We start from the raw sequence: 24,139 nt of genomic DNA, 5'->3' as shown, positions 1-24,139 counted from the left end.
CATCGCGTTCGAAGGAGCCAGCGATGCCCACCGATCCACGTTCACTGCCGCGCGGCCTGTCCCGCCGGTCCTTCCTCGGCGCCGGCGTCGCCGCCACCGCCGGCCTCGGCCTCTTCGGTTGCGGTGGGCAATCAACCACCAAGAGCGGCGGCCAGGTCGACCTGCAGTTCATGTACTGGGGTTCGGCCAACGAGAAGGCCGCGATCGAGCAGATGACGAAGGCGTTCGAGAAGTCCCACTCCGGCACCAAGGTCCAGCCGGTACACGTGCCGGGCGACTACGAGACCAAGGTCAACACGCTCGTTGCCAGTAACAACCTCCCGGACGTCGCGTACATGACCGCGCCGACGGCGTACCGGCTGGCCGAGCAAGGCAAGATCGCCAACATCTACCCCTACATCGAGAAGTACAGCCAGCTGTCCGGCCGCAAACCGCAGAACTTCTTCTGGTACGGCGACAAGCAGGTGGCCGGCACGCCCGCGGCGAGCGAGATCAGCCTGCTCTGGTACAACAAGGACCTCTTCACCGACGCCTCGATGACTCCTCCGGCGGAGGCTGACAAGGCCTGGTCCTGGGACCGCCTGCTCGAGGTCGCGACCGCGCTGACGCTCGACCAGAACGGGAAGCGGCCGAGCGACTCGGGCTTCAAGGCGGACCGGATCCGTCAGTTCGGTCTCTCGGCTCCGTTGTCGACGCAGTGGACCTGGTATCCGCTGATCCGCAGCAACGGCGGCGATGTCACCGACGAGAGCGGTACGAAGTACACGCTCAACAGCCCCGAGTGCGTCAAGGTGTTCCAGGACCTGCAGGACCTGATCTACAAGCACAAGGTCGCGCCCAGCCCGGCCCAGCTCGGTGGCGGCGACACCGCGAACGCGCCGACCACCACAGTCCAGCTGCAGACGAAACGGGTCGCGATGGCGATCGACGGTCAGTGGACGCTGCTCGACATGGGCGAGAGCGACCTGAAGTACGGCATCGGCGTACTGCCGTCGTACCAGGAGCCGATCACGCAGGAGGCGGGCAGCTGCCGGGTCATGTCCTCCGCCACGAAGCATCCCGAGCAGGCGATCGAGCTCTATGCGTACAGCGTCGACGGCAGCAACAGCGACCTCTTCAAGAAGGGCCTGTGGATGCCGGTCGAGACGAAGTACTACTCCGACGCCTCAGCGATCGACGGCTGGACCAAGAACGACGTACACCCGCCGGAGTACCGCACCGCGGCCGTCGACTACCGCCTGAACAACTCGGTCCGCGACTTCACCCAGGTCCTCAAGAACGTCCCCGCCATCCAAGAGGTCCTGACGCCCGCCATCGAACAGATCGCCACCGGCAAGGTCCCCGCCAAGACCGTCCTGGACGCCCTCGAACCCAAGATCCAACCCCTCCTCAAGGGCCGCTACCCCATCCCCAACTCGATCTAGAAGTCCCCGGCTGAGCTTTCAGGGAAGAGCTGACAGAAGAAGAGATAGAAGGGCAGTTGGGTGCACGGCTGGGTCCGGCGGTCCAGTGCCAGTCGGCAGGTGCCGTCCGGCACACATCCTGTCCAGATGCAGACCAACCAGCAGGATCACACAGACCTGGCAGATGCCCGACCGGCGTCGAGTCGTGGAGAAGGGCCCTAAGCCGGTACGTCGAGTCGTGGACAGTGGCTGCAAAATATCGCCACAATCCACGACTCGACGAATCCGGCACCGGATCCGGCTGGTGTCGAGGCAGGCTTCGGCCAGCCAAACCCGGCCAGGCACCCAACTCCCGCTCTGTCAAACCTCAAGAACTGGAGACTCTTCGGCTCATGCGCTGCAACGCCGAGTCCGCGATCTCTACGCCCCAGCCTGGGGCGTCGGTGAGGAGCACCTCGCCGTTGCGGGCGACCGGGAACGGGTCGTAGACGTGCATGGACGAGGCGTCTTCGATGGTCCACTCGTGGAAGAGGTTGCAGGCCGGCATCGCCGTCACCAGATGCGCGGTGAAGATCGCCGTCAACGATCTGCCCGACGAGTGCGGTACGCACGGGAGCCCGGCAAGGTTCGCCAGATCGGCGACCTGCCGGGCGCGGGTGATGCCGCCGATGTAGCAGACGTCGGGCTGGATGACGTCGACACCGCTCTGGATGATCCGGCGCAGCGCGTCGACCGAGAACTCCTGCTCGCCGAGGCCGACCGGGATGTCGAGCGCCGCCGCGACGCTCTCCGCGTTCTCGTACTCCCAGAACGGCACCGGCTCCTCGAAGTGCAGGTAGTCATACTCCTCGAGCAGTCGCCCGATCCGGACCGCCTGCCCCGGCGAGTAGGCGCCGTTCGCATCCGCGCTGAGCTCGATGTCGTCGCCGAGCTCCTTGCGTAGCAAGGGAACCAGCCGCCAGGTCCGGCCGGTCCGCGGCTCGGCATCGCGACCGTTGCGCTCGCCGATCTTGATCTTCACCGCGCGGAACCCGTGCTCGGCGACGGCCGCGACCATCCGGTCGACCTCCTGCTCGGGCGTCGTGTCGCGACGCATCCCCGAGCCGTAGACCGGCACCGACGGCCGGAACTTTCCGCCGAGCAACTGGTAGACCGGCTGCGACTTCGCCTTCCCGACAAGGTCCCACAACGCGGTGTCGACGCCGGCCAACGCACGGAACAGGAAGCTGCCGAAGTACTTGTACTCCGCTCGCGCGCACTCCTCGGCCAGCGTCATGACATCGAACGGGTCGCGGCCGAGATAGTTCCGCGCGACCAAGGTGTGCAACACCTCCCCGGTGATCCGGGCCTCGGAGTGCGCGGTCTGCCCGTAGCCTTCGAGACCGTCGTCGGTCCGAACGCGGACGATGCAGCCGTGGCCGTCGAACGTCTCGATCGAGGTGATCTTGGTCAAAGCGACTCCGCCCGTGTCGGCAGCTTGTAGAACGCCCGGGCGTTCTCCGTGTAGATGGTGTCCCGCTGCTGCGCGGACAGCCGGACCTTGAAGGCGTGCGAGGGATGGTCGAAGTCCCAGTGCGGATAGTCGGTCGAGAACATCACCTTGTCGGTGCCGCCGAGGTGTTCGAAGACCTTGAGCAGATCGGCCGGCCGATGCGGTTCCTCGATCGGCTGCGTCGTCATCCAGAAGTGATCACGGATGTACTCCGACGGCCGCCGGCGTACCTGGGGAACCTCGTCGCGGAACCGCTCCCAGTGCGTGTCCAGCCGCCAGGCCAGCGACGGCAACCAGGCGAACCCGCCCTCGATCAACGCGATTCGCAGGTTCGGCAGCCGGTCGAAGATCCCGCCCAGGATCAGGCTCGCCACATGCGCCTGGAACGCCGCGGACATCCCCGCGTGATCCTCCAGGTAGAACGACGGCCAGCCCGCGCGGCTGATCGGTACGCCGCGAACGCCGCCGCCGTAGTGAATGCCGATGGGCAGGTCGTGCCGGGCGGCAGCCTCGTACATCTTCCAGTACCGGCGATCGCCGAGCGGCGCCGAACTGCGGGCGACCAGGAGGACCTGCACGAACCCCGGATGGCCGGCGAGCCGCTCGATCTCCGCGACGGCCTGCTCGCTGTGCTCCGCCGGCACGATCATGCCCGACCGCAGCCGCGGCTCCGGCTCCAGCCACTCCTTGATCTGCCAGTCGTTGGTTGCCGCCGACAACGCCGCGGAGTACTCCGGGTCGAGCTGACTACCCGATCCGCTGAGCGGTCCGAGGATGCCGAACTCGACGTTCAGGCCGTCGAGGTGCTGCTTCTGCATGAAGCCCAGGTCCGCACCCGCGGGCAGGCCGGACGGCGGGAACGCGTCGTACCGCGCGGGCGAGCCCTTCGGGTACACGTTCCCGTTGTGCTGGCGCGAGCCGAACGTCTTGTGGTGCTTGAGCCAGCGGTTCGACAGGTACGGCTCCAGCGCGCCGGGCGCCATCACGTTGTGGATGTCGCAGTCGATGATCATCTGCTTCGTCGCGGTCCGGCGAGCAGGACGTGTCTCTGTCTGTGTCATGAAAGCCTCCTGTACGTCGTGTGCGCGTTGCCGGACATGATCTTGGTCCGCAGTTCGTCGGGGATCCCGGTCGGCAGCGCGTCGGCGGAGTTCGCGAAGTGCGCATGCGGATAGTCGGTGGAGAACATCAGCATGTCGTCGCACATCAGCTGGTCGATCACCTCGAGCAACTGCTGCGGGTCGTCCGGGCGGTCGAGCGGCGCGATCGTCATCCGGACGTGGTCGCGGATCACCTCCGACGGCGGACGCTCCACCCACGGAACCTCACGACGCAGCCCCTTCCAGTCCTTGTCGAACCGCCACATCATCGGCGGCAACCAGCTGAAGCCGCCCTCGATCGTCGCGACCTTCAGCTCGGGGAACTCGACGAACACACCTTCAGTGACGAAGCTCATCAGCTGGGTCTGGAACGCCAGCGGAACGTTCACGTAGTCCTCAACGAAGTACGTCGGCCAGCCGACCGGCGTCGTCGGGTTTCCACTCGACCCACCGGCCTGTACGCCGACGACGAAGCCGGCGGCCTGCGCTGCCTTGTAGATGGGCCAGAACCCGCGCCGGCCGAGCGGCTCACGGCTGCGCGACGGAACCGTCACCTGGACGAACTGACTGTGCTCCGCGGCCCACTCGACCTCCTTGGCCGCGAACGCCGGATTCTGCAGCGGGAGTACGGCGGATCCGCGCAGCCGGTCGTCCTGCTCCAGCCACTCGTGCAACTGCCAGCGATTCAGCGCCCGGGCCAGCGCGGCCGCGAGGTCGTCGTTGTGGATCGAGTCGATGGCGTAGGTGCAGTTGAGGATCGCGTACTGCAACTGCCACGGGTCGAGCAGCTGCCCCTGAAGGAGTTCGAGGCTCGACCCGGCCGGCCCCTGCTCCGGCCGCGAGCCGTCCAGGAACAGGTTCGGCGCGTTGGACGGATAGAGGTTCGAGGGCAGTCCGCCCATGCCGGACTCGGTGATGTAGTCGCGCCACCGCGCCTCGAGGTACGGGAAGAGGTTCTTCAGGCCCGGGAGGTTGATATGTACGTCGGTGTCGACCAGCTCGAGTCCGGTCCATTGCTCGGGCCGGGCGTAATTCTCAAGTTGTTGTACAGCCACTTGTGATCTCACCTTTCACAGGTCGAGGACCAGTCGGGACGACAGCGCGCGGGAGACGCAGATCATCATCGTGTCGTTGGCGGCGCGCTCGTCCTCGTCGAGAACGGAGTCGCGATGGTCCGGAACGCCTTCCAGCACAGTCGTTTGGCAGGTCCCGCAGGTGCCTTCCTCACAGTTCGACAAGACAAAGATCCCGGCCTCGTCCACGACCTCGAGGATGGATTTGTCCGGCGGTACGACGAGCACCTCGTCGCTGTCGACGAGCTCGATCTCGAACGACGTGTTCGGCGGTACGTCGGTCAGCGGCCGCGGCGCGAACCGCTCTACCTGCAGAGTCTTGTGCGGCCAGTGCGCACTCTTGGCCTCGACCGCAGCAATCAAAGGTTCGGGACCGCAGCAGTAGATCAACGTCCCGGCCTGAGGTTCGGCCAGGAGCCGATCCAGTTCGATCAGGCCGCGAAGGTCCTGCGGCCATTCGAGCACGCGCGCCGGATCGATCCTCGCGACCTCGTCCCGGTAAGCCATCGACGCCGCGCTGCGACCGCCGTACACCAGACGCCAGTCTGCGCCGGCCGCGTGTGCGGCCTTGATCATCGGGATGATCGGCGTGATTCCGATGCCGCCGGCAATGAACAGGTAGCGCGGCGACTCGTGCAGCGGGAAGTGGTTGCGCGGCCCGGTCGCCGTCAGTACGTCGCCGGCGCGGATCCGCTCGCACAGCACGATCGAGCCGCCACGGCTCTCCGGCTCCCGCAGTACGGCGATGCGCCATCGACCACGGTCCTCGGGATCGCTGCACAGCGAGTACTGCCGGACGAGCCCGGGGCGGATCTCCACATCGATGTGGCTCCCCGGCGCCCACGGCGGCAACTCCGAGCCGTCGTCGGCGACGAGCACCAGCTCCGTGACGCCGACCGACACCTGCGCGGTCGACTCCACCCGCAACGCGATGGTGGTCTCGCCCACCATCCCGGCGGCGTCAGATATTGACAATGACATAGTCGCGATCGACCTCGACCTCATACATCTCACCGGAGTACGGGCCGGGCTGGAAACCGGCCGCGGACAGCTCCGGATTCTTGGCCAGCGTCTCCCCGGACTCCACTCCGGTCTGATAGGCCTTCACCTTGGTCTTCGCGGGGTCGAACCAGGACTGGCCGGTGGCGATCTCGAACTCCCAGCCGTGCCAGGGACAGCGGATGATCTCCCCGCGCATGATGTAGTCGTAGTTCCCGGGCCGGTCCGACCGGACCAGTCCCGAGGTCACGCCCTCGCACATCGGTCCGCCGCCGTGCGGGCACTGGTTGCGGATCGCGTAGTAGTTGCCTTTGACGTTGAAAACGCCGATCGACCTGTTGGCGATCTCGACCACCTTCCGCTGACCGGGGGCTATCTCGTCGACCGTCGCCACGACGTACTTGGTCACACTGTCTCCTTGTCCGAAGGCGTCATTTGATTCCGGTCATCGAGATCCCGCGGGTGAAGTACTTCTGCGCGAAGACGAAGACCAGGACGGTCGGAATGATGGCCAGCGTCGCGCCCGCCATCAGCGGGCCGTACTGCGTGCTGTCCTGCGTCTGGAAGAACGCCAGCCCGACCGGGACGGTGAACTTGTTGACATCACTGAGGTAGACCAACGGGCCGAAGAAGTCGTTCCAGACGTTGACGAAGGTCAGCACCGCCAGCGTGGCCAGGGCCGGTTTCGACAGCGGCAGGATGATGCTCACGAAGATCCGGAAATGACTCGCTCCGTCGACCAGCGCGGCCTCGTCGTACTCCTTCGGGATGGTCATGAAGAACTGCCGGAGCAGGAAGGTGCCGAACGTGTTGGCGACGATCGGCGGCACGATCAACGGGAAATGGGTGTCGATCAAGCCGGCCTTCACGTACGCCGAGTACAGCGGCAGCACCATCAGCATGTCCGGGATCATCAGCGACGCGAGCAGCAGCCCGAAGGCCGCGTCCCGGCCGCGGAACTGCAACCGCGCGAAGCCGTAGGCGCCGAGGGCGCAGACCATCAACCGGCCGATGATCACCAGCACCGTGATGTAGGCACTGTTCCCGAGGAACCGGATGAACGGCAGGACGCCGTTGTTGACCAGGTACTCGTAGTTCTCGAACGTGAACGGATTCGGGAGCAGGCGCGGCGTCAGACTGATCACATCGCCGGCTCCTTGAACGAGCTGGACAGCATCCACAGGAACGGCGCGATCGCGATCAAGGCCACGATCACGCAGCCGACGTACGTCGCCGTCGGTCCGGCAATCCGGCCGAGCCGGCGTCGACGTACCTCTGCGCTGTCGTCCACGGGTGCCGGCGACCGTGGCGGAGCGAGCTTCTGGCGAGTGTCTTCGATCGTCATTGATAGAACACCCACCTCTTCGACAGGCGGTTCTGGATCCAGGTGACCGCGAGCAGTACGGCGAAGAGCACGATCGCCAGCGCCGACGCGTAGCCCATCCGTCGCAGCGAGAACGCCTCGTACCAGAGGTGATAGATGTAGACGTAGGTGCCGTCGCCCGGTCCGCCGCCGGTCATCACCAGGATGAGCGCGAAGACCTGGAACGACCCGATCGTCTGCAGGATCAGCAACATGAAGATCGTCGGGGTGAGGAACGGCAGCGTCACGTGGAAGAACCGGGAGAACCGGCCGGCCCCGTCGAGGGTGGCCGCTTCGATCAACGTCTCCGGGACCCCTTGCAGGCCGGCCAGGACGATGACCATGTTGAAGCCCATGTTCGCCCAGATCGCCGTCACGATCACCGCGGCCATCGCCGATGAAGGTTCACCCAGCCAGTGCGGTCCGGTGATACCGAACGACGCCAGTACCGCGTTGATGACGCCGTACTGATCGCTGAACACCCACCGGCTGATCACGCCGACCGCGACCAGCGACGTCACGTACGGCAGGAAGATCAGCGCCCGGATCACGGCCATCCCGCGGAGGCGGTTGTTCACCAGCAGGGCCAGCGCGATCCCGATGACGATCCCGACCGGGACGTACCCGACCGTGTAGATGGCCGTGTTGATCAGGCTCTTGCCGAACAGCGGATCCTGCCCGGAGAACATCTCCTTGTAGTTGGAGACGCCGGTGAACTTGGGCGCCGCCAGGCCGTCCCAGTCGGTGAAGCTGGTGACCAGCGTCGGTAGCACCGGGATCACGTTGAACAGTAACGTCCCGATCACCACCGGACCGATGAACATCCAGCCGCGGAGATTGCGCCGCCTCGCGGTGACCGTTTGTTCCGCCGTCACTTGGCCGCAACCTTCAGGTCGGGATCGGTGAGCGCTCCTCCCTTCTCGAGCAACTCCTTGCCCTTGTCCCCGTTCCAGCCGCGCTTCTTGATCTCGGCGTTGACCGCGTCCCGGCCGCGCTTGAGGTAGTCGGCGGTCGCCAGCTTGCCGCTGACCAGGTTGTTCGCGTTGGTGCCCTCGACGAAGGAGTCGGCCAGCGCCGTACCGATCGGTCCGCGCGGGAACGGTACGTCGACCGGCTTGCCGTTGACGTTGCCGAGCGCCTCGGCCCAGACGTTCGCGGTCTTCGGCCGCGGGTGGTCCGTGAACGCCGCGCTCTTCGCGACCTCGGTCAGCGCCGGTACGGCGAACTGTGCCTTGGCCATGACCTCCGAGGCCGCCTTACCGCACAGGGCCTTCATCGCCAGGAACGCGGCCTGCGGGTCCTTCGCGGTTTTCGGGATGACCCAGGTACGGGCGTAGTTCTTCGTCATCGCGAACAGCGGCGTCTTCGGCCAGGGCATCACGTCCCAGTCGACGTCCTTGCTGATCTGCGCGCTGATGTCCATCGCCTGCCATGTCATCGCGAGCTTGCCGCCGTTGAACAGCGGCAGGTATTCGACGTCGATGGTCGGCGCGTAGCCCTCGCGGATGTAGGAGATCTGCTTGTCGATCGCGTCCTGAGTCTCGGGTTTGCCGTACCCGCATTCGGTCTGGTTGTTGTAGAGCGCGGTGTCACCAGCACCGTACGCAGTGGCCTGGATGGTGTTGACGGCGTACTGCAGGCCGTAGGTGTGTCTTGTTGCCGCTCTTCTTCGTGAGCTTCTTGACGGCGTCGTCGAACTCGTCCCAGCTCCACGCGTCGGCCCAGGAGGTGGGCGCGGTGAGGCCGGCGTCGGAGAAGAGTTTCTTGTTGTAGTACAGGGCATTGGCGCTCATACCGGGCGTGATCGAGAACTGGTACCCCTCGACCGCGACCTTGGTGGTGAACGTCGGGCTGTACTTCGTCAGGTCGAAGCCGTTGGTGCTGTCCTGCATCATCTTGTCCAGCTGGATGATCTTGCCGGTCGTGGCCAGGTCGTACACCCGGTCGTCGTCGATGCGCTGCAGGTCGGCCGCCGTCCCCGAGGCGAACTGGAGCATGACGCTGGCCCAGTCGTCGCCCGGTGCGGGTTTCCAGATGATCTTGATCTTGTGCGCGTCGAGGCTCTCTTTCTGAGCAGCCGCGATCATGTCCTTGAACATCTTCTGGGTGGTCGGATCACCCACGGAACTGAAGGTCACCTCGGTCCAGCCCGCGGGCGAACCGGACGACGAGCCGCCGCACGCGGCCAGCGAGGTCCCGGCGACGCCGGCGGCGGCCAGACCAAGTCCGGATTGGAGCAGTCGGCGGCGGGTGAGCAACGAGCCGGAAGTCATGAGTGTCTCCCTCGGCAGGCGGGTTCGACCGCGGGGCGGCACGAGCTCTCTACACCGATGTACTACGAGGGCGGCTGAGAGCTACGGGCTATCGGTCGTCGGGTGTTGCATCAGTTTTCGCTCACGGCGCCAGACATGTCAACACTATCTGGAATAGGATTTTCGATATGTGGAATCTGCTGGCCGGGTCCGGCCAGCCGCGGCCCGCGCTTATGCTGGCGCGGTGGAGAACAAGACGTCCGGGAGTGTCCAATCGGTCGAACGGGCGTTCCACCTTCTCGAGCTACTGGCCGACAACGGCGATTCGACGCTGACCGAGCTCTCGGCCGCGATCGACGTACCGGCGCCGACCACGCACCGGTTCCTCAAGACGCTGGTCGCGCTCGGGTACGTGCGCCAGCTGCCGAACCGCCAGTACGGACTCGGGCTCAAGCTGACCAGGCTGGCCGGCCGGGTCGACTCGCAGCTCGCCCCGATCGTGGCGCCGCACCTGGACACGCTCGCCCGCGAGATCGGCGAGTCGGCGAACCTCGCCGTACTCGAAGGGCACATGGTCGTCTACATCGCCCAGTCGCCGTCGCGGCACGCGATGCGGATGTTCACCGAGGTCGGGCATCGCGCCTACACCCACCTGACCGGCGTCGGGAAGGCGATCCTCGCCGATCTGCCCGACGAGCAGATGGCCCGCATCGTCGGCCGGGCCGGCATGCCGGCCGCGACAGACCGCAGCATCACCGACCTGACCAAGCTCCGCAAGGAGCTCGGCCGGGTCCGCCGCACCGGCTACGCCTCCGACAACGGCGAACAGGAACCAGGCGTCGTCTGCTACGCCGTCGCGATCCCCGACGTCCCGATCTCGATGGCGATCTCGGTCTCCGGCCCGGCCTTCCGCATGACCCAGGAACTGGCCAAGCAGGCGGTCCCGCTCCTCATCGCCGAGGCCCGCTCGATCTCCGAAGAACTGCTCGGCGTCCTGGGCTGAGGCTCACCTCTTGCCTGCGAGCTGCTGCAGGCGGAGGGCGGAAACGAGGAAGAAGATGCCGCCGAGGATGGCGTAGCCGCCGATGGTGGTGAGCGTGGGGTCCGGGCGGCCGGCCATCAGGACGAAGCTGGTGCCGGCCAGGACGGAGATCGCGCCGCTGAGGATCATCGGCCATTGGCCGCCGAGGCGGTAGCGGAGGATCGCGACGATCAACTGGACGATGCCGGCGGTGATCGCCCAGGCGCCCCAGACTCGCAGCACGCTCGGGATGCCGGACGCAGCCGCGATGGCCAGGCCGACGGCGGCGAGCAGGCTCAAGCCCATGTTGACGTAGAGCGGGGCTTTCGGGCGGGTTGTGCCTGAGGAGCGGAAGTCGATCACGGCTGCGGCAACGTCGAAGAGCGGGTAGATCACGAGCAGTACGGCGGCACCCGGGTTGATGGTCTTGGCGATGGCGATCGTCAGGATCGCCCAGACGACGGCGAATCCAAAGCGGGCGTAGTAAAGCGTGCGCAGCGTCTTGGTTCCGGTGGACGCATTGACGGTTGTGACTGACATCTTCGTGCTCCGTAGATAGAACGGTCGGTACACCTGAGCTTGCCGCGCTCTGGCCATCGTTGTCAAGACCGACCGTTCTATCTGCTACCGTCGGGGCAGAGGGTTTGACGATCGGAGGGGTACGGATGTCCGAGGCACGGGCTCGACTGCTCAGCAAGGCCACCGGGCTTTTCTACGCCGAGGGCATTCGCGCCGTGGGTGTCGATCGCGTCATCGGTGAGGCGCAGGTCACCCGCGCCACGCTCTACAAGCACTTTCCCAGCAAGGACGACCTGATCGTCGCGTACCTCACGCAGGCCGACGAGGCGATCCGTGCACGGACGGATGCCGCGCGGACCGAGGAAACGAACGCCGACGAGGTGATTCGCACCGTCGGCCGGTCGATCACCGACGACATCCAGAGCGCCGGCTTCCGCGGGTGTGCGTTCCTGAATGCCGCGGCCGAATACCCGGATCCGGCGCATCCGGTCCACCAAGCGGCGCTGAAGCACCGGCAGTGGTTCCTGGACACGATGATCGAGCTGTTCTCCGGCATCGGGAAGCCCGACGCAGAGCCCGCCGCCCGGCACTTCGTCATGCTCCGCGACGGCGCGATGACTGCCGGCTGCCTGACCGATCCGAAGCCGATCTGCGAGACGTTCCTGCGCGGCATCGAGGGCCTGCTGAAGTACCGCAGTCGCGACGAAGCAGCTTTCTGAGACCCGAAGCCTGTAACAACCGCTTGGTCCGACTCGATATCCCCTTGGGAGGAGTTGGGTTGATGCGACGCTGCAGGTACCGGCAGTCCGGACCAGATCCGTATGACGCGGATCTGGTCCGACGCCTGCGCGCTCTCCTGGCTCTCGTCCGCCGCCCGGCGCCTCGCGGCCCGGACGCGATCAAGGCCGACGACGAACTGCTGGACCGTCTCTAAGCCAGGTCGGCTTCGTACGCGGTCTGGAACTCGGCGGTCCACGGTTCGCGCTCGGCGGCGACGGAGTCGAGCGCCGTCTGCGGGCGGGTGGCGCCGGAGATCACGGATACGACCGGCGACGAGTGCAGCAGAGCGGCCAGTTGGAGGCGTTGCGGGGAGACTCCTCGCTCGGCGGCGATGGCTGCCAGGCGTGGGGCCGGAATCGACGAGCGCAGTGGTGAGTACGCGAAGAACGCGACTTGGTTGGCCTCACACCAAGCGACGACGTCGTCCGCCTCACGACCCATGGCCGTGTGGCGATTCTGTACGGCGTCGACGTGCGTGATCGCCGTTGCGCGCTCGAGCTGGGCGACTGTGACATTCGACAGGCCGATCCGCGCCAGCTTCCCCTCGTCGCGGAGAGCTTCCAGCGCGGCGACGCCCTCCTCCACCGGCTGGTCAGCGAGGTCGACTCTGTGCAGGTAGTACAGGTCGAGTTGCTCACGCCCGAACACCCGCAAGCTCGACTCGACGTCGTCCCGGATCCGGGACGCGCTGATGTCTGCGTCCCACGTGTCCGCAGTAATTCGCGAGTGGCCGCCCTTCGTCCCGACGATCACATCCGTCCCATTTGCGGCTTCGGCAGCCAGCTCTTCGCCGTACAGCGGATTGTCTTTTTGGGCGTACGCGCGCGCGGTATCAAGAATGGTCGCACCGGCTGCGATGCCGGCGCGAATGGTTGCGAGGTCGGCGGGTCGATCGCGCGGCGTCATTGAAAACCCAGCAAGACCAAGCACAACCCGACCGGAAAGTTCCTGCATCATTTCTCCAAAAATGCTGTGAATCTCTGCTCGACGGCCGTAACTGTTTGCTCCACGGTCTGCCCGTCGACGACGATCACCCAGGCCCCGGTTCCCTCGAGCTGGCTGCGCACGAGTCCCCAACCCCAGACGCAACCTTCGTGGTCACCGCCGGGATTCCTGTGCTCGAGCCGTGCACGCTGTTCATCCTGGGAGGGCATGAGCCACACAGCATTCTCGCCGACGCCGGCCATGCTCGGAGTGACGAACGCGCCCTCGATGACAACCGTCGTACCGGCAGCCAGGGACCTGACATCTTCGATGATCATAGGCCGCCGATCAAAGTCCCCGGGACCGGTGCCCAGAACGTGAATCCCGGCCGCCGCGGCCCGCTTCTCGTGATCGAATGCGTGTGCATCCACGCTGTAGTAGACAAAGCCATGCTTTTGAGCGAACAGGCGACTCACCGTCGTTTTACCGGCCGCCGCTGGACCGCCGATCCAGATGATATCCGCGTCGTCAACGTCCGATTCTTTGGTCATCGGACCTGAGTCTAGGCACGGCGGGCGTGGACATCGTAGTGCGGCGGTCGGGCCGGTCTGGGAGACTTGGCCGGGTGACTGGACTGCGGGTTCTGTTTCTGGGTGGGACTGGGATTATCAGCTCGGCGTGCTCGCGGCGCGCTGTCGAGGTGGGGATCGACCTCACGGTCGTCAACCGCGGCAAGACCTCGAGCCGGCCGCTGCCGCCGGAGGTGCGGCAGCTCAGCGCCGACATCGAGGACACGGCGGCCTTCGCCGAGGTTGCCGGCCAGGACTTCGACGTCGTGGTCGACTGGCTGGCGTTCACGCCGGAGCAGGTGCGGGCCCGGACCGATGCGTTGCGTGGTCACGTCGGCCAGTACGTGTTCATCAGCTCGGCATCGGCGTACCAGACGCCGCCGGCCCGGTTGCCGATCACCGAGTCGACCCCTTTGCGGAACCCGTTCTGGCAGTACTCGCGGAACAAGATCGCCTGCGAGGACCTGCTGACCGCGCTCTACCGCGACGAGAACTTCCCGGTCACGATCGTGCGGCCCTCGCACACGTACGACCGCACGCTGGTTCCATTCGACGGCGGCTGGACGATCGTCGACCGGATGCGCCGCGGCGAACCCGTCGTCGTCCACGGTGACGGGACGTCGCTGTGGACGCTGACGCATCACCGCGACTTCGCGCGCGGACTCGTCCCGCTCCTCGGCCACCCGCGCACGCTCGGCGACACCTTCCAGATCACCTCCGACGACGTCCTGACCTGGGACCAGATCGCGCACACGCTCGCCGCCGCAGCCGGGACGACGGCACAGATCGTCCACGTCCCGTCCGAGGCGATCGCCGCCGTGCACCCCAGCTGGGGCGCCGGCCTGCTCGGCGACAAGACCCACTCGGCCGTCTTCGACAACAGCAAACTCCGCCAGGTCGTCCCCGACTACGTCGCCACGATCCCCTTCGAGGTCGGAGCCCGCGAGATCATCGCCTGGTACGACGAAGACCCAACCCGCCAACACACCGACCCCGCCATCGACGAGGCCATGACCGCCCTCATCGCCCAGTACAAACTCGATCGCTGACCAGCCTGGCCGCGGCGAGCGGTATGCCGATCCGCTCGGCGGCCGGCATTCCCTGCGCCATCAGACTCGCCTGGATGGCTTCGTACAGGGTGTGGAAGGTCAGCGCCCGATTCGGATCGAGCATGCTGTCGATCTGCTCGGCGTCCAGGCCCCACGTTGCAAGCGCTCGACGCACGTCGCCTGCGTAGCTTGCGCCCGCTCCTGCAAGCGGCAGTGCGGATTTTGCAACCGCGTCGACAAGGCGCTGATCCGAGCTGCACTGCAGCTGATCCAGCAGGCTGATCGTCCGCAGATAGTCGACCGGGTGCGACGACGTGACGTCACGCGCGGCGGCGTACTGCTCCCACTCAAAAGGCTGTGCCGACTCGGAAAAGTCCGACGACAACTCCGTCGCCTTGAGGAACGTGCCGATGAAGTTGTCGGCATACGACTGCAATTCCGGGTCAACCTGTTGCAGCAGGTACGACGCCCTCGTGGCAGCGGCCGGATGCGTGACGCCGCGGCGTACGAACAGCGCTTGCTCGGTCGAGTGGATCGCCAGCATCGCCATCAGCGCACCGGTGAGGGCGGACCGCTCGAAAGGCCCGGCCGCACGACGTACGACACGGAACGCGAACTCGTCGGCCTCCATCTCCAGACGCTGACTGTCCGAGCAGACGGGCAGGTGCTCGCCGGGTGAGAATCCACTCGGCGCCGACGAATGCCCGAGCACGTGATGACTCAGCTCATGCGCAACGATGAAGCGCGCCGCGTTCATTCCCACCAGATAACTGGTGAGCATCGCGCGCCGGGAGGTACGCCAGCCGAGCTTGCCGGCCAGACCGAAGACGCGCTGATTGACGTTGTAGTACCGCAGGAGGCCGATCAACAGGCTTTCGTCGCGGGCAGTCGTGTCCCGCCGGAACCAGGCGGCCTTCGACCGCGTGACCACTCCGGCGTACTGGCAGTAGAGAAAGGCAAGACTCAGCACCGCATCGGAGATCATCGCCAGCCCGGAGCCATCGCTGAACGGCGTCAGCTGCGCCGACACCTCCTCCCGGAGCGTCGACCCGACCCGGGCGGACTCGAGCTTGTCGGCGTCGGCGCCCAAGTCGCGCATCGCCGACCTGACCTCCTCGGAGATCGTCATCAGCAGACCCTTCATCGGGTCGCCGTGCTTGCCCTTGTCGAACCGGTTGAAGCCGCGCTCCATCTTGCCGAGCGTCTTCAGGCTCGCGGTGTCGCCGAGCTCGACGAGCTTCGCCCGCGTCTGTTCCAGCTCCACCGACCGATCCGGCTCCAGCATCCGGTACCGCCGGTCCGCCATCGTCTCGTCGGTCATGGTTTGGGCGGCGCTGTCGCGCAGAAGGTGCCCAGTCCGATCCGCGCGATCAGCACTGCGAGGATCGCCGCGCTCACCGGGTCGTGCCCATGCCCTTGCAGCAACTCGTACACCGCGCCGCCGTCGATGACCCGGTCCGAGGTCGACGTACCGAGGAGGCCTTGGACGACCTCCGCATGGCAGACGATCCGCTGCAGTTCACGCGTCTTGTTGGCGAACCACGACCTGCCGAACTTGCGGTGGCTGTCGCGGTCGTCCGGGGAGACGCCGAGCCCCTCCCCCAGCAGCGCGGCCCCGAGGCGCTCGTACAGCTCGTCGTCGGTCTGGTCCCAGTACGTGTCGACAGTCATCCAGTCCCCTCCGGCCCGGCCCTGCGTCGAGCCGGTTCCCCCCGGGACGACAGTCGTTACATCGCGTCACACGACGCAGCGTTACTGTCCGTGGCTCAGCTCGTCACGATGCCGGCGACCAGGTTGATGGTTGCGGCGAGGATGACCGTTCCGAAGATGTACGAGAGCAGGCAGTGACGCAGTACGACTGAACGGATGGCTGAGCTGGACACGCTCGTGTCGGAGACCTGGTAGGTCATGCCGAGGTTGTAGCTGAAGTAGAAGAAGTCGCGGTACGCCGGGCTGTCGTCGCTGTTGAAGTCGATCCCGCCGACGGGCGCGACGTAGTAGAGGTGGGCGTAGCGGGCGGCGTACATCATGTGCAGGACGGCCCAGTTCATGAAGACGCCGGCCAGACCCAGCGCGGCGGCGGCGGTCCGGCTGTGCGACCTGCCGAGGATCAGCAGGATGGCGATCCCGGTGATCGCCCCGATCGTGACCGCCACCACGATCAACTCATCGACGGCCGGCCGGAAATCCTCGCGCCCGACGTGGCGGCGGGTGGCGTCGGCGTCCATCGGCCACAACACGACGACAGCGCTGACGATGAACGCCGCCCCGATCACCACGATCGCCGCCAGGATGCCGAGCGGCACACTCCAGATGACCGCAACGATCACGCCGACGACACACCCGATCAGCACGGACACCAGCTGCCGGGCATTCGCGGTCATCGAGGCTCCCCGTGATCAGTTGCTCAGGGCATCTTCCAGCCAGGGACGGAGTACGGCGGCCGGTGCGGCGCCGATGTGGGTGGCGATCGGTTTGCCCTGGCGGAAGACCATCAGGGTGGGGATCGACCGGATGTCGAAGTGCCGCGACACATCGGGCGCCTCGTCGGCGTTGATCTTCACCAGCTTGATCTGGCCGGCCTTCTCGGCGGCGAGCTTCTCGAGGACCGGGCTGACCATCCGGCACGGCCCGCACCACGGCGCCCACACGTCGACCAGGACCGGGGTGCTGGACATCTCGACGACCTCGGCGAAGTCCTTGTCCCCTGCGTGGACCATCCAGGGCAACGGCTTGCCGCACTTACCGCAGACCGGTTTGCCGTCGGCGGTCGCCTGAACGCGGTTCTTCTGCCCGCAGTGTGGGCACGACACGATTTCAGCCATGCCACATTGTCCACCTCGTCGTGTCGAAAGCGGGCCGTCGGCTCCGATCAAGGGGTGACCCCGAGGGAGGCATACTCATGCGGATTCTGATCTCCGGCGCCAGTGTCGCCGGTCCGGTACTGGCGTACTGGCTAACCGAGTACGGCTTCGACGTCACCGTCGTCGAGCGGGCACCCGCGCTTCGCAAGACCGGCGGCCATGCCGTCGACCTGTTCCGGCCAGCGGTGGACATCTCGGAGGAGATGGGCGTGCTCCCCCGTATCGAGGAGCGGGCCACCGGCACCGACCGGATGACGCTGTACCGCGACGGCGTACGACGTCCCGTGCGGGTGGACCTGTCGAAGGTGTTCGGCGGCGCGTCGGACCGTCACCTCGAGGTACTGCGTGACGACCTGAGCGAGATCTACTACGACGCCGCGCGCGACGATGTCGAGTACATCTTCGACGACTCGATCACCTCGATCTCGCCCGACGGCGAGGTGGAGTTCGAGAACGCGGCACGGCGTCGTTTCGATCTCGTCATCGGTGCGGACGGGCTGCACTCCAACGTACGGCGCATCGTCTTCGGCGAGGAGTCGCAGTACAGCTCGTTCATCGGGGCGTACCTCGGTGTGCTGACGCTGCCGAACGGCGCGGGGCTCGACGGCGAGCTGGTGATCCACACGGGGGTCGGCCGTACTGCGGGGATCTACGGCGCGCGGCACATCGAGGATGCGCGGGCGTTGTTCCTGTTCCGGAGTGAGCGCGAGCTCGATTACCACCACCGCGACGTACCTCGGCAGAAGGAGCTGTTGCGGGCGGCGTTCGACGGCATGGATCCCGAGGTCGACGGCTGGCTTCGGGAGCTCGACCGTACGCCGGCCTTCTACTTCGACTCGATCACCCAGCTCCGCATGCCCACCTGGTCCCGCGGCCGGGTAACCCTCGTCGGCGACGCCGGCTACTGCCCCGGCCCCGCCGTCGGAGGCAGCACCACGCTGGCCGTCGTCGGCGCGTACGTCCTAGCCGGCGAGCTGGCCCGAGCCGGCGGCGACCACGAACGCGCCTACCCGGCGTACGAACACGCCATGACCAACCACGTCACCGCCAGCCGCGCAGTAGCCCTCAGCGCCGCAAAAACCCTCATCCCCACCTCCCGCCTATCCATGGCCGCCCTAGCCCACGGCGCCCGCCTGATCTCCACCCTCCCCGCCACCCCCAGCCGAGCCCTCCTCCGCCTAACCACCAAAAGCGCCCGCACCTACAACTCCATGACCATCGACAACTACCGGACCTCGCCGATACTTGGGGAATGTCGGAGTTAGATCTGCCTGAGTTCGATCGCGCGCAACTGCACGCGATCAGGGTCCTGCGGGGCGGTGGTGCTGTCGTCGTAACCAACCCCAGTCCGATGACGTACGGCGTGGTGGCCCGCGACCCGCGCGCGATGAACCTCCTGAAGGGCCGCCCCGCCGACCAGCCGGTCGGAGTCTCGGTCCACACCCAAGCCGCACACGACCAACTGTTCCGGTACCTCGACCTCCGCTCCGACGCACTTGCCGCCGTCGACTTCGCTCTCGCCGAACGGATCTCGGTACTGGCGCCGATCCGGTCGGACCCGACGATGCCCGAGTGGCTGGCACCGGCCATTCAGGACGGCTGGGTCCTGTTCTTCGACGGAGTCTGGGGTCCGCTGGCATCGCTCTGGCTGACCTTCCCGTTCCTGTATGGAAGTAGCGCCAACCGCACCGGCGAAGCCGCGGCCACCTCCGCGGCCGAGGCCCGTGAGCAATTCCCTACCGGCACCATGATCATCGACGCCGACGACCGACGTACGCCGTCCGACATCCACGGGCCCAGCACGATGATCCGTGTCGATCCGGCCGGCCAGTTCACCCTCCATCGATCGGGGATCCAGGACCAGGTAGCCGGTGGAGCCGACGTGCTCCTGGACCGGTTGCGTGAGTTCAGGTCCAGGATCCACGTACTGGATGGATCGGCGCCGTCGCCGATGGGCCACACCTACTTATCCACCGCGGTGACGGAGAACGGCGAGCCGAAGCAGTTGGTGCCGAAGACGCGCATTCGGGTGGAGTTCGCGCGAACGCCCAACCAGAACGAGGACGGGTCGCGGGTGTACGACGTTCTGCGAGTGCACGCCGGTTGCAACCGGATGGGCACCGCCGTCGCGGCCGGCGAACTGCTGACCGATGGGAGCTTGTGGATCAACGGATTCGGCGGCACCCTGGTCGGCTGCAGACCGCCACTGCAGACCCAGGAGGAGTGGCTCAAGACGTTCCTGATGAGCAGACCGAGCTGGCAGGTGGACGGTGACGAGCTCACGCTCGCCTCAGACGGTACGACGATCACGCTGCTCGACAAGTTGATCGCCGAGCCCGACTTCCCGCTCGAGGGGGTCACGTGGCACGTGGGCACGACCATCACCAACGCCGACGCGCGCCACCACCGCTACCACACCGATCCTGCGTGGATCCGAATCGACGGGGAGAACCTGACCGGCTCGACCGGTTGCAATGAACTCTCCGGCACCGTCACCCGAAACAACACGCAACTGACCTTCACCGCCGTCACCATCACCGACCGCACCTGCACAGGCGAAACAGCCGAGGTGCAGGCCGAGATCCTCGCCACCCTCAGAGCCGAGGTCACCTACACGATCGACCACAACAAGCTGACCCTCATCGCCCCGTCCGGCATCGGGCTCGATCTCAAAGCGGTCGGCTGATTCTGGGTTCAGGTTGCGGATCGTAGGTACGACAGGACGGCCAGGACTCGGCGGTTGTTGTCGGGGGACTCGGGGAGGTTGAGTTTCTGCATGATTTGGCGGATGTGGGCTTCGACTGTCTTCGCGCCGATGGTGAGCTGGGATCCGATAGCCTCGTTCGAACGGCCTTCGGCCATCAGGGCGAGGACCTCGCGTTCGCGGGCGGTCAGCGCGTCCAGCGGTTCGCGGCGCTGGGGGCGGCGCATCAAGCGCGCCACGATCGTTGGGTCGATCACGCACTCGCCGTCGATCAGCCGGTTCAGCGCATCGACCAGTACGGCGACCTCGGAGACGCGTTCCTTGAGCAGGTAGCCGACGTACCCAGGGGCGTCGGCGATCAACCGCAAGGCGTACTCCGACTCGAGGTACTGCGACAGCACGAGAACTCCAAGGCCCGGGTGTCGTTCCCTGAGCACGCGGGCAGCAGCGATGCCCTCGTCGCTGTGGGTGGGCGGCATCTTGATGTCGACGATCGCCACGTCCGGGGCGGTCAACTGAACCTCCCGCATCAACCGGTCGGCGTTCTCCGCCGTACCGACGACATCACACCCGGCATCGGACAACAGACGAGCCACTCCTTCGCGCAGAAGCATCGAGTCGTCAGCGATAACGACCTTCACGCGATCACCCTCCCGTCCCCCACCGGAACTCGTGCCACGACCAGCGTGCCACCACCGGGACGGTTACCCACCGAGAACTGCCCGTCGAGAGCCTCGACGCGGTCCGCCAGCCCGCGCAAACCAGAACCCCGCGCGTCGGCACCGCCCACCCCGTCGTCGACCACGGTGGCCACGACGCCGTCCGGGCACGACCCGACGCTCAGCTCGACGTACGCCGCCTTTGCATGCTTGGCGATATTGGTGAGAGCTTCCGCGCACACGAAGAAGAGGGCCGACTCGACAGCAGGCGGGAGCCGACCGACCGAAACCGCCAGCTCGACCTGCATCGGCGCCCGCGCGGCAAGCACCGGGAGCGCGGCAGCGAGTCCGCCGGACCCGAGAGCCGAGGGTCGCACTCCCTGAGCAAACTCACGGAGCTCCGTCTGCGCGCCACGCACCTCCGCCACCACCTCCGCAAGTCCATCTGACGCTCGCTGTACGTCGGTCAGCAGCCGAGCCACCTCTCCAAGCCGACGTTCAGCGCCCAGCGCCAACTCCGACTCCAGCGCGCGGCGTTGGGCGTCGGCAGCCTCCACGATGCGCCGGCGGGACGCGGCAAGTGCTGCAACATTCGCCTGGACCTCGGCACGCATCCGCGCATTCGCGACGGCCAGGCCGAGAGCTGCGCTGACCCCGGCCACGAGCTTGCTGTCGTCAAGGGCTGCGTTGTCGTGGACGAGTACGGCGATTGGCTCGCCTCCGTCGGAGACCGTCGTCACCGATCGCCCGTCCTCCGCGTCGGGCAACGTCAGCGGCACGCCGCGCTCATCGACGTACACGCCCTGATCCGGGACCCAGTAACCCACCACGAGCGTCGGATCGCCCAGCGCCGCTTGCAACTCCCCTCGCAGACCGCCGGTGCTGGACTCGCCGCCGAGCTGCGTCACCAGGTCCGACAAGGTCGCGTCGGTCCAGCGGCCCGATCGCAGGTCAGCGGTGAGGGCGACCGCCAGCGTACAGATCGCGAGATCGTAGACAACGAGGACGAACCGGTCGATCTCCCAGCCCAGCAACAGATTGGCGCAGCTGAAGGCAAGGACGCCGGCGAACACCAGAGCAGCGATCAACGCCGGCCCGGCTGCCTTGCGCGCTCGACCAGAGGTCCGTGCGAACACATCCACCGCGGCGACGGCAACGAGCGCAGCCAGCCCGAGCGTCAACCACGGCGTACGGAAAATTGCCTCAAGCAACGAAACGGCGTACGCGAGGACGACGGTCGCCTTCGCGATCGGGCGGCGAAGGCGACCGGTCGGATACGACAGGTGCAGGTGGACCAGCGGACCGCGATGCAGGAAGAGGAACGGGCCGGCGACGTACCCGAGGAACCAGCAGGCTGCCGCCGCGACCATGATCACGCCGACTCGCCCGCCCGTTCGCGACCGGCGGGCGAGCAATCCGCAGCCGAGCAGGACCACCCCGACGGCTGAGTCGGCCAGCAGCATGACCACGTCGCTCATCCGGCCAACGCTTCCAGAGTGGCGCCCGAAAGGTCGCTCTTGGCAACGAATCCGAGTGCCTTGCTCTTCTCGAGCCGCTCCCGGTACGACGAGATCTCGCGGCTCGACGTGAGAATGACAGCGGGCGGTGGATGCCCGTCCTGCATGATCCGTTCGCACACCAGGAAACCGTCGATATCCGGGAGCGCGACGTCGAGCAGGACGAGATCCGGGGTCAGGGCGTGCGCCGCCGCGACCCCGGATTCGCCGTCCTCAGCCTCACCGATCACGACGTACCCCTCCGCCTCGAGCAGCGCACGGGCGCGTGCTCGGAATCCGGCGTGATCGTCGACGATGAGGAGAGTGCGCATCCCACTACCTTTCGGCGACCCGGATCCAGGGATGAGTTGTCCAGACGGCGACGTCACCGCATTCGCCACCGGTCATATGGGAGAGCGTCAAGCGCGTGCCGTCGTACGTCCAGGTCACGGTCAGCCGGTTGCCGTTCGTACTGTCCTCGATCAGTTGGAGCTGATCGCGGAAGATCCGGAATGTGCCCGCCCACCCAATCTCCCGCGCCATTCCGGCACGACGCTCGTACTGTGTGACGGTTCCGTCCTTCAGCACCAACTCGAGGGTGGCCTCGTCCCCCGGCGATCTGGGCGGTGACTGGCCAGTACACGCTGCCGCTACGACGCCGTCCACCAACTTCTGCTGGTAGGTGCCATCGAGGACGGTCTGGGGCGCTTCCGGACCGTCGGTCCCTGAACATGTCGCTGTATCCGGTCCGGTGGCGCCGGTCGCCTTCAGCTTCTCGATCGCGGACAGCCAGGCCTTGGTCTTGTCGTTCGTGCCGAGCTGGTCGTACACCGGCTGCACGGTCCGGCGGAGGTCCCTGAGATTCTGCGTCGACGCGACCGTGAAGGTCATTCCGGCCTGACACAGGGAGGAAGTGGCCGTCTTGTCCTCAACACGCAAAGCATCGAGAGTCGGCGACAGCACCTCGCCCACCGCGGCGCGCAGCGCCTGCCGCTGACTGTCGTCCAGCGTCTTGTCCGTGTCCTTGGCTATCAACAGAACCAAGGGCCTTGGCCACAGATTCACATTCGCCGTCACATAGCGCGCCGTTCTCGCATAGTGGTTGCCCTGGATCGAGCCCAGCTGCTGTTCGTAGCCATCCACGCCGTCCAGCTCGGCTCCACCCGGAACTGCTTTCGAATCTGCTCCCCACGCCTTGAGGGTGCTCACGGTGAGCGCCGAGTCCTGGATGGCCACGGTGGTTCCGGCGTATGCCTCGGGAGTCACCAGCGGCTTCCTTACGCCGAGCACCCGACGCAGCGGGCCCGGAAGTACTCCGATACCGACCAGGTCGATGGCGTCGACACCTTGGAGCATCTGCCCGGGTATCCCCGCCTCGAATACCTTCGCCTCGAGGTCGTAGCTGTCCACGAGCATCGGCGCCAGTAGTGCCTGGAAGCTCGTGACGCCGAGCTTGTCGAACACTCGCGCGCCCACCCAGGCCAGGTCGGCCTTGTGTTGCTGAAGGTCCCGGACCGTTCCTGTCTCGTATTCGGCTTCGCCGTCGCGCCATTGATTCTTGAACTCGATCCGCAGCGATCCGTCCGAACGCCGGGCCACGGCGTCGGCCCACTTCTGCAGCGGCACCGGAACTTCTCCACCGGGCTGCGCGAACGTGAGGACGTGGGTTTCCTTGTCCGCGTTACCACCTGCACGGTCCCGAGCCTGCGGCCCGCACGCGGCCGTGGCGATGACCAGCGCCGCCATCAGGCCTACCGTTGTCCATCCCCGACACTTCGTCCTGTGCATCGAGCACCTCCCCAATCGATGCCGTTCACGCTAGGCACGGTGGGTGCGACCCACATCAGGGCTGGCCCTGGGGCCTGCGCCGCC

At 66.3% G+C, this 24,139-nt stretch carries 28 protein-coding genes; 7 read left to right on the top strand and 21 right to left on the bottom strand.

The genetic code is table 11. From position 1 onward, the window contains the following. The first annotated feature begins 23 nt into the window (after positions 1 to 23). Complete coding sequence (locus ACQPYH_RS11465) at positions 24 to 1,424, top strand: extracellular solute-binding protein (RefSeq protein ID WP_432889878.1); 1,401 nt, start codon at positions 24 to 26, stop codon at positions 1,422 to 1,424. A gap of 346 nt (positions 1,425 to 1,770) precedes the next feature. On the opposite strand, the gene ACQPYH_RS11460 is transcribed toward ACQPYH_RS11465, so the two are convergent. From ACQPYH_RS11460 to ACQPYH_RS11415, 10 genes are all read right to left on the bottom strand, one after another. Beyond that, entirely contained in the window at positions 1,771 to 2,856 is a 1,086-nt protein-coding gene (locus ACQPYH_RS11460; protein WP_432889876.1) for a mandelate racemase/muconate lactonizing enzyme family protein, read from the bottom strand. Next, the gene (locus ACQPYH_RS11455) at positions 2,853 to 3,956 is read right to left on the bottom strand and encodes an amidohydrolase family protein (RefSeq protein WP_432889874.1); all 1,104 of its coding nucleotides are present in this window, start codon (positions 3,954 to 3,956) and stop codon (positions 2,853 to 2,855) included. The genes ACQPYH_RS11460 and ACQPYH_RS11455 overlap by 4 nt, the downstream gene beginning before the upstream one ends. Continuing rightward, positions 3,953 to 5,050, bottom strand: a complete 1,098-nt coding sequence (locus ACQPYH_RS11450; protein WP_432889872.1) for an amidohydrolase family protein — start codon at positions 5,048 to 5,050, stop codon at positions 3,953 to 3,955. The genes ACQPYH_RS11455 and ACQPYH_RS11450 overlap by 4 nt, the downstream gene beginning before the upstream one ends. A gap of 15 nt (positions 5,051 to 5,065) precedes the next feature. After that, positions 5,066 to 6,019: a PDR/VanB family oxidoreductase gene (locus tag ACQPYH_RS11445; protein WP_432889870.1), complete on the bottom strand. Its 954-nt coding sequence runs from the start codon at positions 6,017 to 6,019 to the stop codon at positions 5,066 to 5,068. 10 nt (positions 6,020 to 6,029) lie between these two features. Next, complete coding sequence (locus ACQPYH_RS11440; RefSeq protein ID WP_130445135.1) at positions 6,030 to 6,476, bottom strand: Rieske (2Fe-2S) protein; 447 nt, start codon at positions 6,474 to 6,476, stop codon at positions 6,030 to 6,032. 22 nt (positions 6,477 to 6,498) lie between these two features. After that, positions 6,499 to 7,212 carry a carbohydrate ABC transporter permease gene (locus tag ACQPYH_RS11435; protein ID WP_432889868.1) on the bottom strand — a complete coding sequence of 238 codons (714 nt, stop codon included), beginning with the start codon at positions 7,210 to 7,212 and terminating at the stop codon, positions 6,499 to 6,501. Beyond that, positions 7,209 to 7,412: a hypothetical protein gene (locus ACQPYH_RS11430; RefSeq protein WP_432889866.1), complete on the bottom strand. Its 204-nt coding sequence runs from the start codon at positions 7,410 to 7,412 to the stop codon at positions 7,209 to 7,211. Before ACQPYH_RS11430 ends, ACQPYH_RS11435 begins: the two co-directional genes overlap by 4 nt. Continuing rightward, positions 7,409 to 8,305, bottom strand: a complete 897-nt coding sequence (locus ACQPYH_RS11425; RefSeq protein WP_432889864.1) for a carbohydrate ABC transporter permease — start codon at positions 8,303 to 8,305, stop codon at positions 7,409 to 7,411. Before ACQPYH_RS11425 ends, ACQPYH_RS11430 begins: the two co-directional genes overlap by 4 nt. Next, complete coding sequence (locus ACQPYH_RS11420; protein WP_432889862.1) at positions 8,302 to 8,868, bottom strand: hypothetical protein; 567 nt, start codon at positions 8,866 to 8,868, stop codon at positions 8,302 to 8,304. Before ACQPYH_RS11420 ends, ACQPYH_RS11425 begins: the two co-directional genes overlap by 4 nt. 151 nt (positions 8,869 to 9,019) lie before the next feature. After that, complete coding sequence (locus ACQPYH_RS11415) at positions 9,020 to 9,703, bottom strand: ABC transporter substrate-binding protein (protein ID WP_432889860.1); 684 nt, start codon at positions 9,701 to 9,703, stop codon at positions 9,020 to 9,022. 223 nt (positions 9,704 to 9,926) lie between these two features. Between ACQPYH_RS11415 and ACQPYH_RS11410 the strand changes: the two genes are divergently transcribed. Further along, the gene (locus ACQPYH_RS11410) at positions 9,927 to 10,685 is read left to right on the top strand and encodes an IclR family transcriptional regulator (RefSeq protein ID WP_432889858.1); all 759 of its coding nucleotides are present in this window, start codon (positions 9,927 to 9,929) and stop codon (positions 10,683 to 10,685) included. 3 nt (positions 10,686 to 10,688) lie between these two features. Here ACQPYH_RS11410 and ACQPYH_RS11405 read toward each other — a convergent pair whose 3' ends face one another. Further along, positions 10,689 to 11,243, bottom strand: a complete 555-nt coding sequence (locus tag ACQPYH_RS11405; protein WP_432889856.1) for a hypothetical protein — start codon at positions 11,241 to 11,243, stop codon at positions 10,689 to 10,691. Positions 11,244 to 11,368: 125 nt separating this feature from the next. Between ACQPYH_RS11405 and ACQPYH_RS11400 the strand changes: the two genes are divergently transcribed. Together ACQPYH_RS11400 and ACQPYH_RS11395 are read left to right on the top strand one after the other, a co-directional pair. Beyond that, positions 11,369 to 11,941: a TetR/AcrR family transcriptional regulator gene (locus tag ACQPYH_RS11400; protein ID WP_432889854.1), complete on the top strand. Its 573-nt coding sequence runs from the start codon at positions 11,369 to 11,371 to the stop codon at positions 11,939 to 11,941. Positions 11,942 to 12,003: 62 nt separating this feature from the next. Then, positions 12,004 to 12,156: a hypothetical protein gene (locus ACQPYH_RS11395; protein WP_432889852.1), complete on the top strand. Its 153-nt coding sequence runs from the start codon at positions 12,004 to 12,006 to the stop codon at positions 12,154 to 12,156. Here ACQPYH_RS11395 and ACQPYH_RS11390 read toward each other — a convergent pair. Beyond that, on the bottom strand, positions 12,153 to 12,908 hold the full coding sequence (locus ACQPYH_RS11390) for an aldo/keto reductase (RefSeq protein ID WP_432889850.1): 756 nt from the start codon (positions 12,906 to 12,908) through the stop codon (positions 12,153 to 12,155). The genes ACQPYH_RS11395 and ACQPYH_RS11390 overlap by 4 nt on opposite strands. A 47-nt stretch (positions 12,909 to 12,955) precedes the next feature. Continuing rightward, positions 12,956 to 13,477 carry an AAA family ATPase gene (locus ACQPYH_RS11385; RefSeq protein WP_432889848.1) on the bottom strand — a complete coding sequence of 174 codons (522 nt, stop codon included), beginning with the start codon at positions 13,475 to 13,477 and terminating at the stop codon, positions 12,956 to 12,958. A gap of 149 nt (positions 13,478 to 13,626) precedes the next feature. On the opposite strand from ACQPYH_RS11385, the gene ACQPYH_RS11380 reads away from it, so the two are divergent. Then, complete coding sequence (locus ACQPYH_RS11380) at positions 13,627 to 14,544, top strand: NAD-dependent epimerase/dehydratase family protein (protein WP_432889846.1); 918 nt, start codon at positions 13,627 to 13,629, stop codon at positions 14,542 to 14,544. Here ACQPYH_RS11380 and ACQPYH_RS11375 read toward each other — a convergent pair. The 4 genes from ACQPYH_RS11375 to trxA form a co-directional block, all read right to left on the bottom strand. Further along, entirely contained in the window at positions 14,516 to 15,865 is a 1,350-nt protein-coding gene (locus tag ACQPYH_RS11375; protein ID WP_432889844.1) for a hypothetical protein, read from the bottom strand. The two genes, ACQPYH_RS11380 and ACQPYH_RS11375, sit on opposite strands and share 29 nt — an antisense overlap. Then, complete coding sequence (locus ACQPYH_RS11370) at positions 15,862 to 16,215, bottom strand: hypothetical protein (protein WP_432889842.1); 354 nt, start codon at positions 16,213 to 16,215, stop codon at positions 15,862 to 15,864. The genes ACQPYH_RS11375 and ACQPYH_RS11370 overlap by 4 nt, the downstream gene beginning before the upstream one ends. Positions 16,216 to 16,310: 95 nt before the next feature. Beyond that, the gene (locus ACQPYH_RS11365) at positions 16,311 to 16,928 is read right to left on the bottom strand and encodes a DUF1345 domain-containing protein (protein WP_432889840.1); all 618 of its coding nucleotides are present in this window, start codon (positions 16,926 to 16,928) and stop codon (positions 16,311 to 16,313) included. A 15-nt stretch (positions 16,929 to 16,943) separates the two neighbouring features. Further along, the gene (gene trxA / locus ACQPYH_RS11360) at positions 16,944 to 17,369 is read right to left on the bottom strand and encodes a thioredoxin (protein WP_432889838.1); all 426 of its coding nucleotides are present in this window, start codon (positions 17,367 to 17,369) and stop codon (positions 16,944 to 16,946) included. 77 nt (positions 17,370 to 17,446) lie between these two features. On the opposite strand from trxA, the gene ACQPYH_RS11355 reads away from it, so the two are divergent. Next, positions 17,447 to 18,673, top strand: a complete 1,227-nt coding sequence (locus tag ACQPYH_RS11355) for an FAD-dependent monooxygenase (protein ID WP_432889836.1) — start codon at positions 17,447 to 17,449, stop codon at positions 18,671 to 18,673. Next, entirely contained in the window at positions 18,661 to 20,094 is a 1,434-nt protein-coding gene (locus ACQPYH_RS11350) for an META domain-containing protein (protein WP_432889834.1), read from the top strand. The genes ACQPYH_RS11355 and ACQPYH_RS11350 overlap by 13 nt, the downstream gene beginning before the upstream one ends. A gap of 8 nt (positions 20,095 to 20,102) precedes the next feature. On the opposite strand, the gene ACQPYH_RS11345 is transcribed toward ACQPYH_RS11350, so the two are convergent. The 4 genes from ACQPYH_RS11345 to ACQPYH_RS11330 are packed head-to-tail and all read right to left on the bottom strand — an operon-like array spanning position 20,103 to position 24,013. Continuing rightward, positions 20,103 to 20,753 carry a response regulator transcription factor gene (locus ACQPYH_RS11345; RefSeq protein WP_432889832.1) on the bottom strand — a complete coding sequence of 217 codons (651 nt, stop codon included), beginning with the start codon at positions 20,751 to 20,753 and terminating at the stop codon, positions 20,103 to 20,105. Beyond that, a complete protein-coding gene (locus ACQPYH_RS11340) occupies positions 20,750 to 22,249 on the bottom strand; it encodes a sensor histidine kinase (RefSeq protein WP_432889830.1) in 1,500 nt (499 codons plus the stop codon). Before ACQPYH_RS11340 ends, ACQPYH_RS11345 begins: the two co-directional genes overlap by 4 nt. Continuing rightward, entirely contained in the window at positions 22,246 to 22,599 is a 354-nt protein-coding gene (locus tag ACQPYH_RS11335; protein ID WP_432889828.1) for a response regulator, read from the bottom strand. The genes ACQPYH_RS11340 and ACQPYH_RS11335 overlap by 4 nt, the downstream gene beginning before the upstream one ends. 4 nt (positions 22,600 to 22,603) lie before the next feature. After that, the gene (locus ACQPYH_RS11330) at positions 22,604 to 24,013 is read right to left on the bottom strand and encodes a TRAP transporter substrate-binding protein (protein ID WP_432889826.1); all 1,410 of its coding nucleotides are present in this window, start codon (positions 24,011 to 24,013) and stop codon (positions 22,604 to 22,606) included. Positions 24,014 to 24,139: the final 126 nt, after the last annotated feature.

The organism is Kribbella sp. CA-245084 (assembly GCF_050942355.1).
Taxonomy (GTDB): Bacteria; Actinomycetota; Actinomycetes; order Propionibacteriales; family Kribbellaceae; genus Kribbella.
The sequence above is the reverse complement of the archived record's forward strand: the minus strand, read 5'-3'. Positions and strand labels throughout refer to the sequence as shown.

Excerpts from the sequence above, each read along its gene's own strand:
- ACQPYH_RS11465 (WP_432889878.1), top strand. The coding sequence starts at position 24 with ATGCCCACCGATCCACGTTCACTGCCGCGCGGCCTGTCCCGCCGGTCC.
- ACQPYH_RS11455 (WP_432889874.1), bottom strand. The coding sequence starts at position 3,956 with ATGACACAGACAGAGACACGTCCTGCTCGCCGGACCGCGACGAAGCAG.
- ACQPYH_RS11445 (WP_432889870.1), bottom strand. The coding sequence starts at position 6,019 with ATGGTGGGCGAGACCACCATCGCGTTGCGGGTGGAGTCGACCGCGCAG.
- ACQPYH_RS11430 (WP_432889866.1), bottom strand. The coding sequence starts at position 7,412 with ATGACGATCGAAGACACTCGCCAGAAGCTCGCTCCGCCACGGTCGCCG.
- ACQPYH_RS11420 (WP_432889862.1), bottom strand. The coding sequence starts at position 8,868 with ATGACATGGCAGGCGATGGACATCAGCGCGCAGATCAGCAAGGACGTC.
- ACQPYH_RS11415 (WP_432889860.1), bottom strand. The coding sequence starts at position 9,703 with ATGACTTCCGGCTCGTTGCTCACCCGCCGCCGACTGCTCCAATCCGGA.
- ACQPYH_RS11405 (WP_432889856.1), bottom strand. The coding sequence starts at position 11,243 with ATGTCAGTCACAACCGTCAATGCGTCCACCGGAACCAAGACGCTGCGC.
- ACQPYH_RS11400 (WP_432889854.1), top strand. The coding sequence starts at position 11,369 with ATGTCCGAGGCACGGGCTCGACTGCTCAGCAAGGCCACCGGGCTTTTC.
- ACQPYH_RS11395 (WP_432889852.1), top strand. The coding sequence starts at position 12,004 with ATGCGACGCTGCAGGTACCGGCAGTCCGGACCAGATCCGTATGACGCG.
- ACQPYH_RS11390 (WP_432889850.1), bottom strand. The coding sequence starts at position 12,908 with ATGACGCCGCGCGATCGACCCGCCGACCTCGCAACCATTCGCGCCGGC.
- ACQPYH_RS11385 (WP_432889848.1), bottom strand. The coding sequence starts at position 13,477 with ATGACCAAAGAATCGGACGTTGACGACGCGGATATCATCTGGATCGGC.
- ACQPYH_RS11375 (WP_432889844.1), bottom strand. The coding sequence starts at position 15,865 with ATGACCGACGAGACGATGGCGGACCGGCGGTACCGGATGCTGGAGCCG.
- ACQPYH_RS11370 (WP_432889842.1), bottom strand. The coding sequence starts at position 16,215 with ATGACTGTCGACACGTACTGGGACCAGACCGACGACGAGCTGTACGAG.
- ACQPYH_RS11365 (WP_432889840.1), bottom strand. The coding sequence starts at position 16,928 with ATGACCGCGAATGCCCGGCAGCTGGTGTCCGTGCTGATCGGGTGTGTC.
- trxA (WP_432889838.1), bottom strand. The coding sequence starts at position 17,369 with ATGGCTGAAATCGTGTCGTGCCCACACTGCGGGCAGAAGAACCGCGTT.
- ACQPYH_RS11355 (WP_432889836.1), top strand. The coding sequence starts at position 17,447 with ATGCGGATTCTGATCTCCGGCGCCAGTGTCGCCGGTCCGGTACTGGCG.
- ACQPYH_RS11350 (WP_432889834.1), top strand. The coding sequence starts at position 18,661 with ATGTCGGAGTTAGATCTGCCTGAGTTCGATCGCGCGCAACTGCACGCG.
- ACQPYH_RS11340 (WP_432889830.1), bottom strand. The coding sequence starts at position 22,249 with ATGAGCGACGTGGTCATGCTGCTGGCCGACTCAGCCGTCGGGGTGGTC.
- ACQPYH_RS11335 (WP_432889828.1), bottom strand. The coding sequence starts at position 22,599 with ATGCGCACTCTCCTCATCGTCGACGATCACGCCGGATTCCGAGCACGC.
- ACQPYH_RS11330 (WP_432889826.1), bottom strand. The coding sequence starts at position 24,013 with ATGGCGGCGCTGGTCATCGCCACGGCCGCGTGCGGGCCGCAGGCTCGG.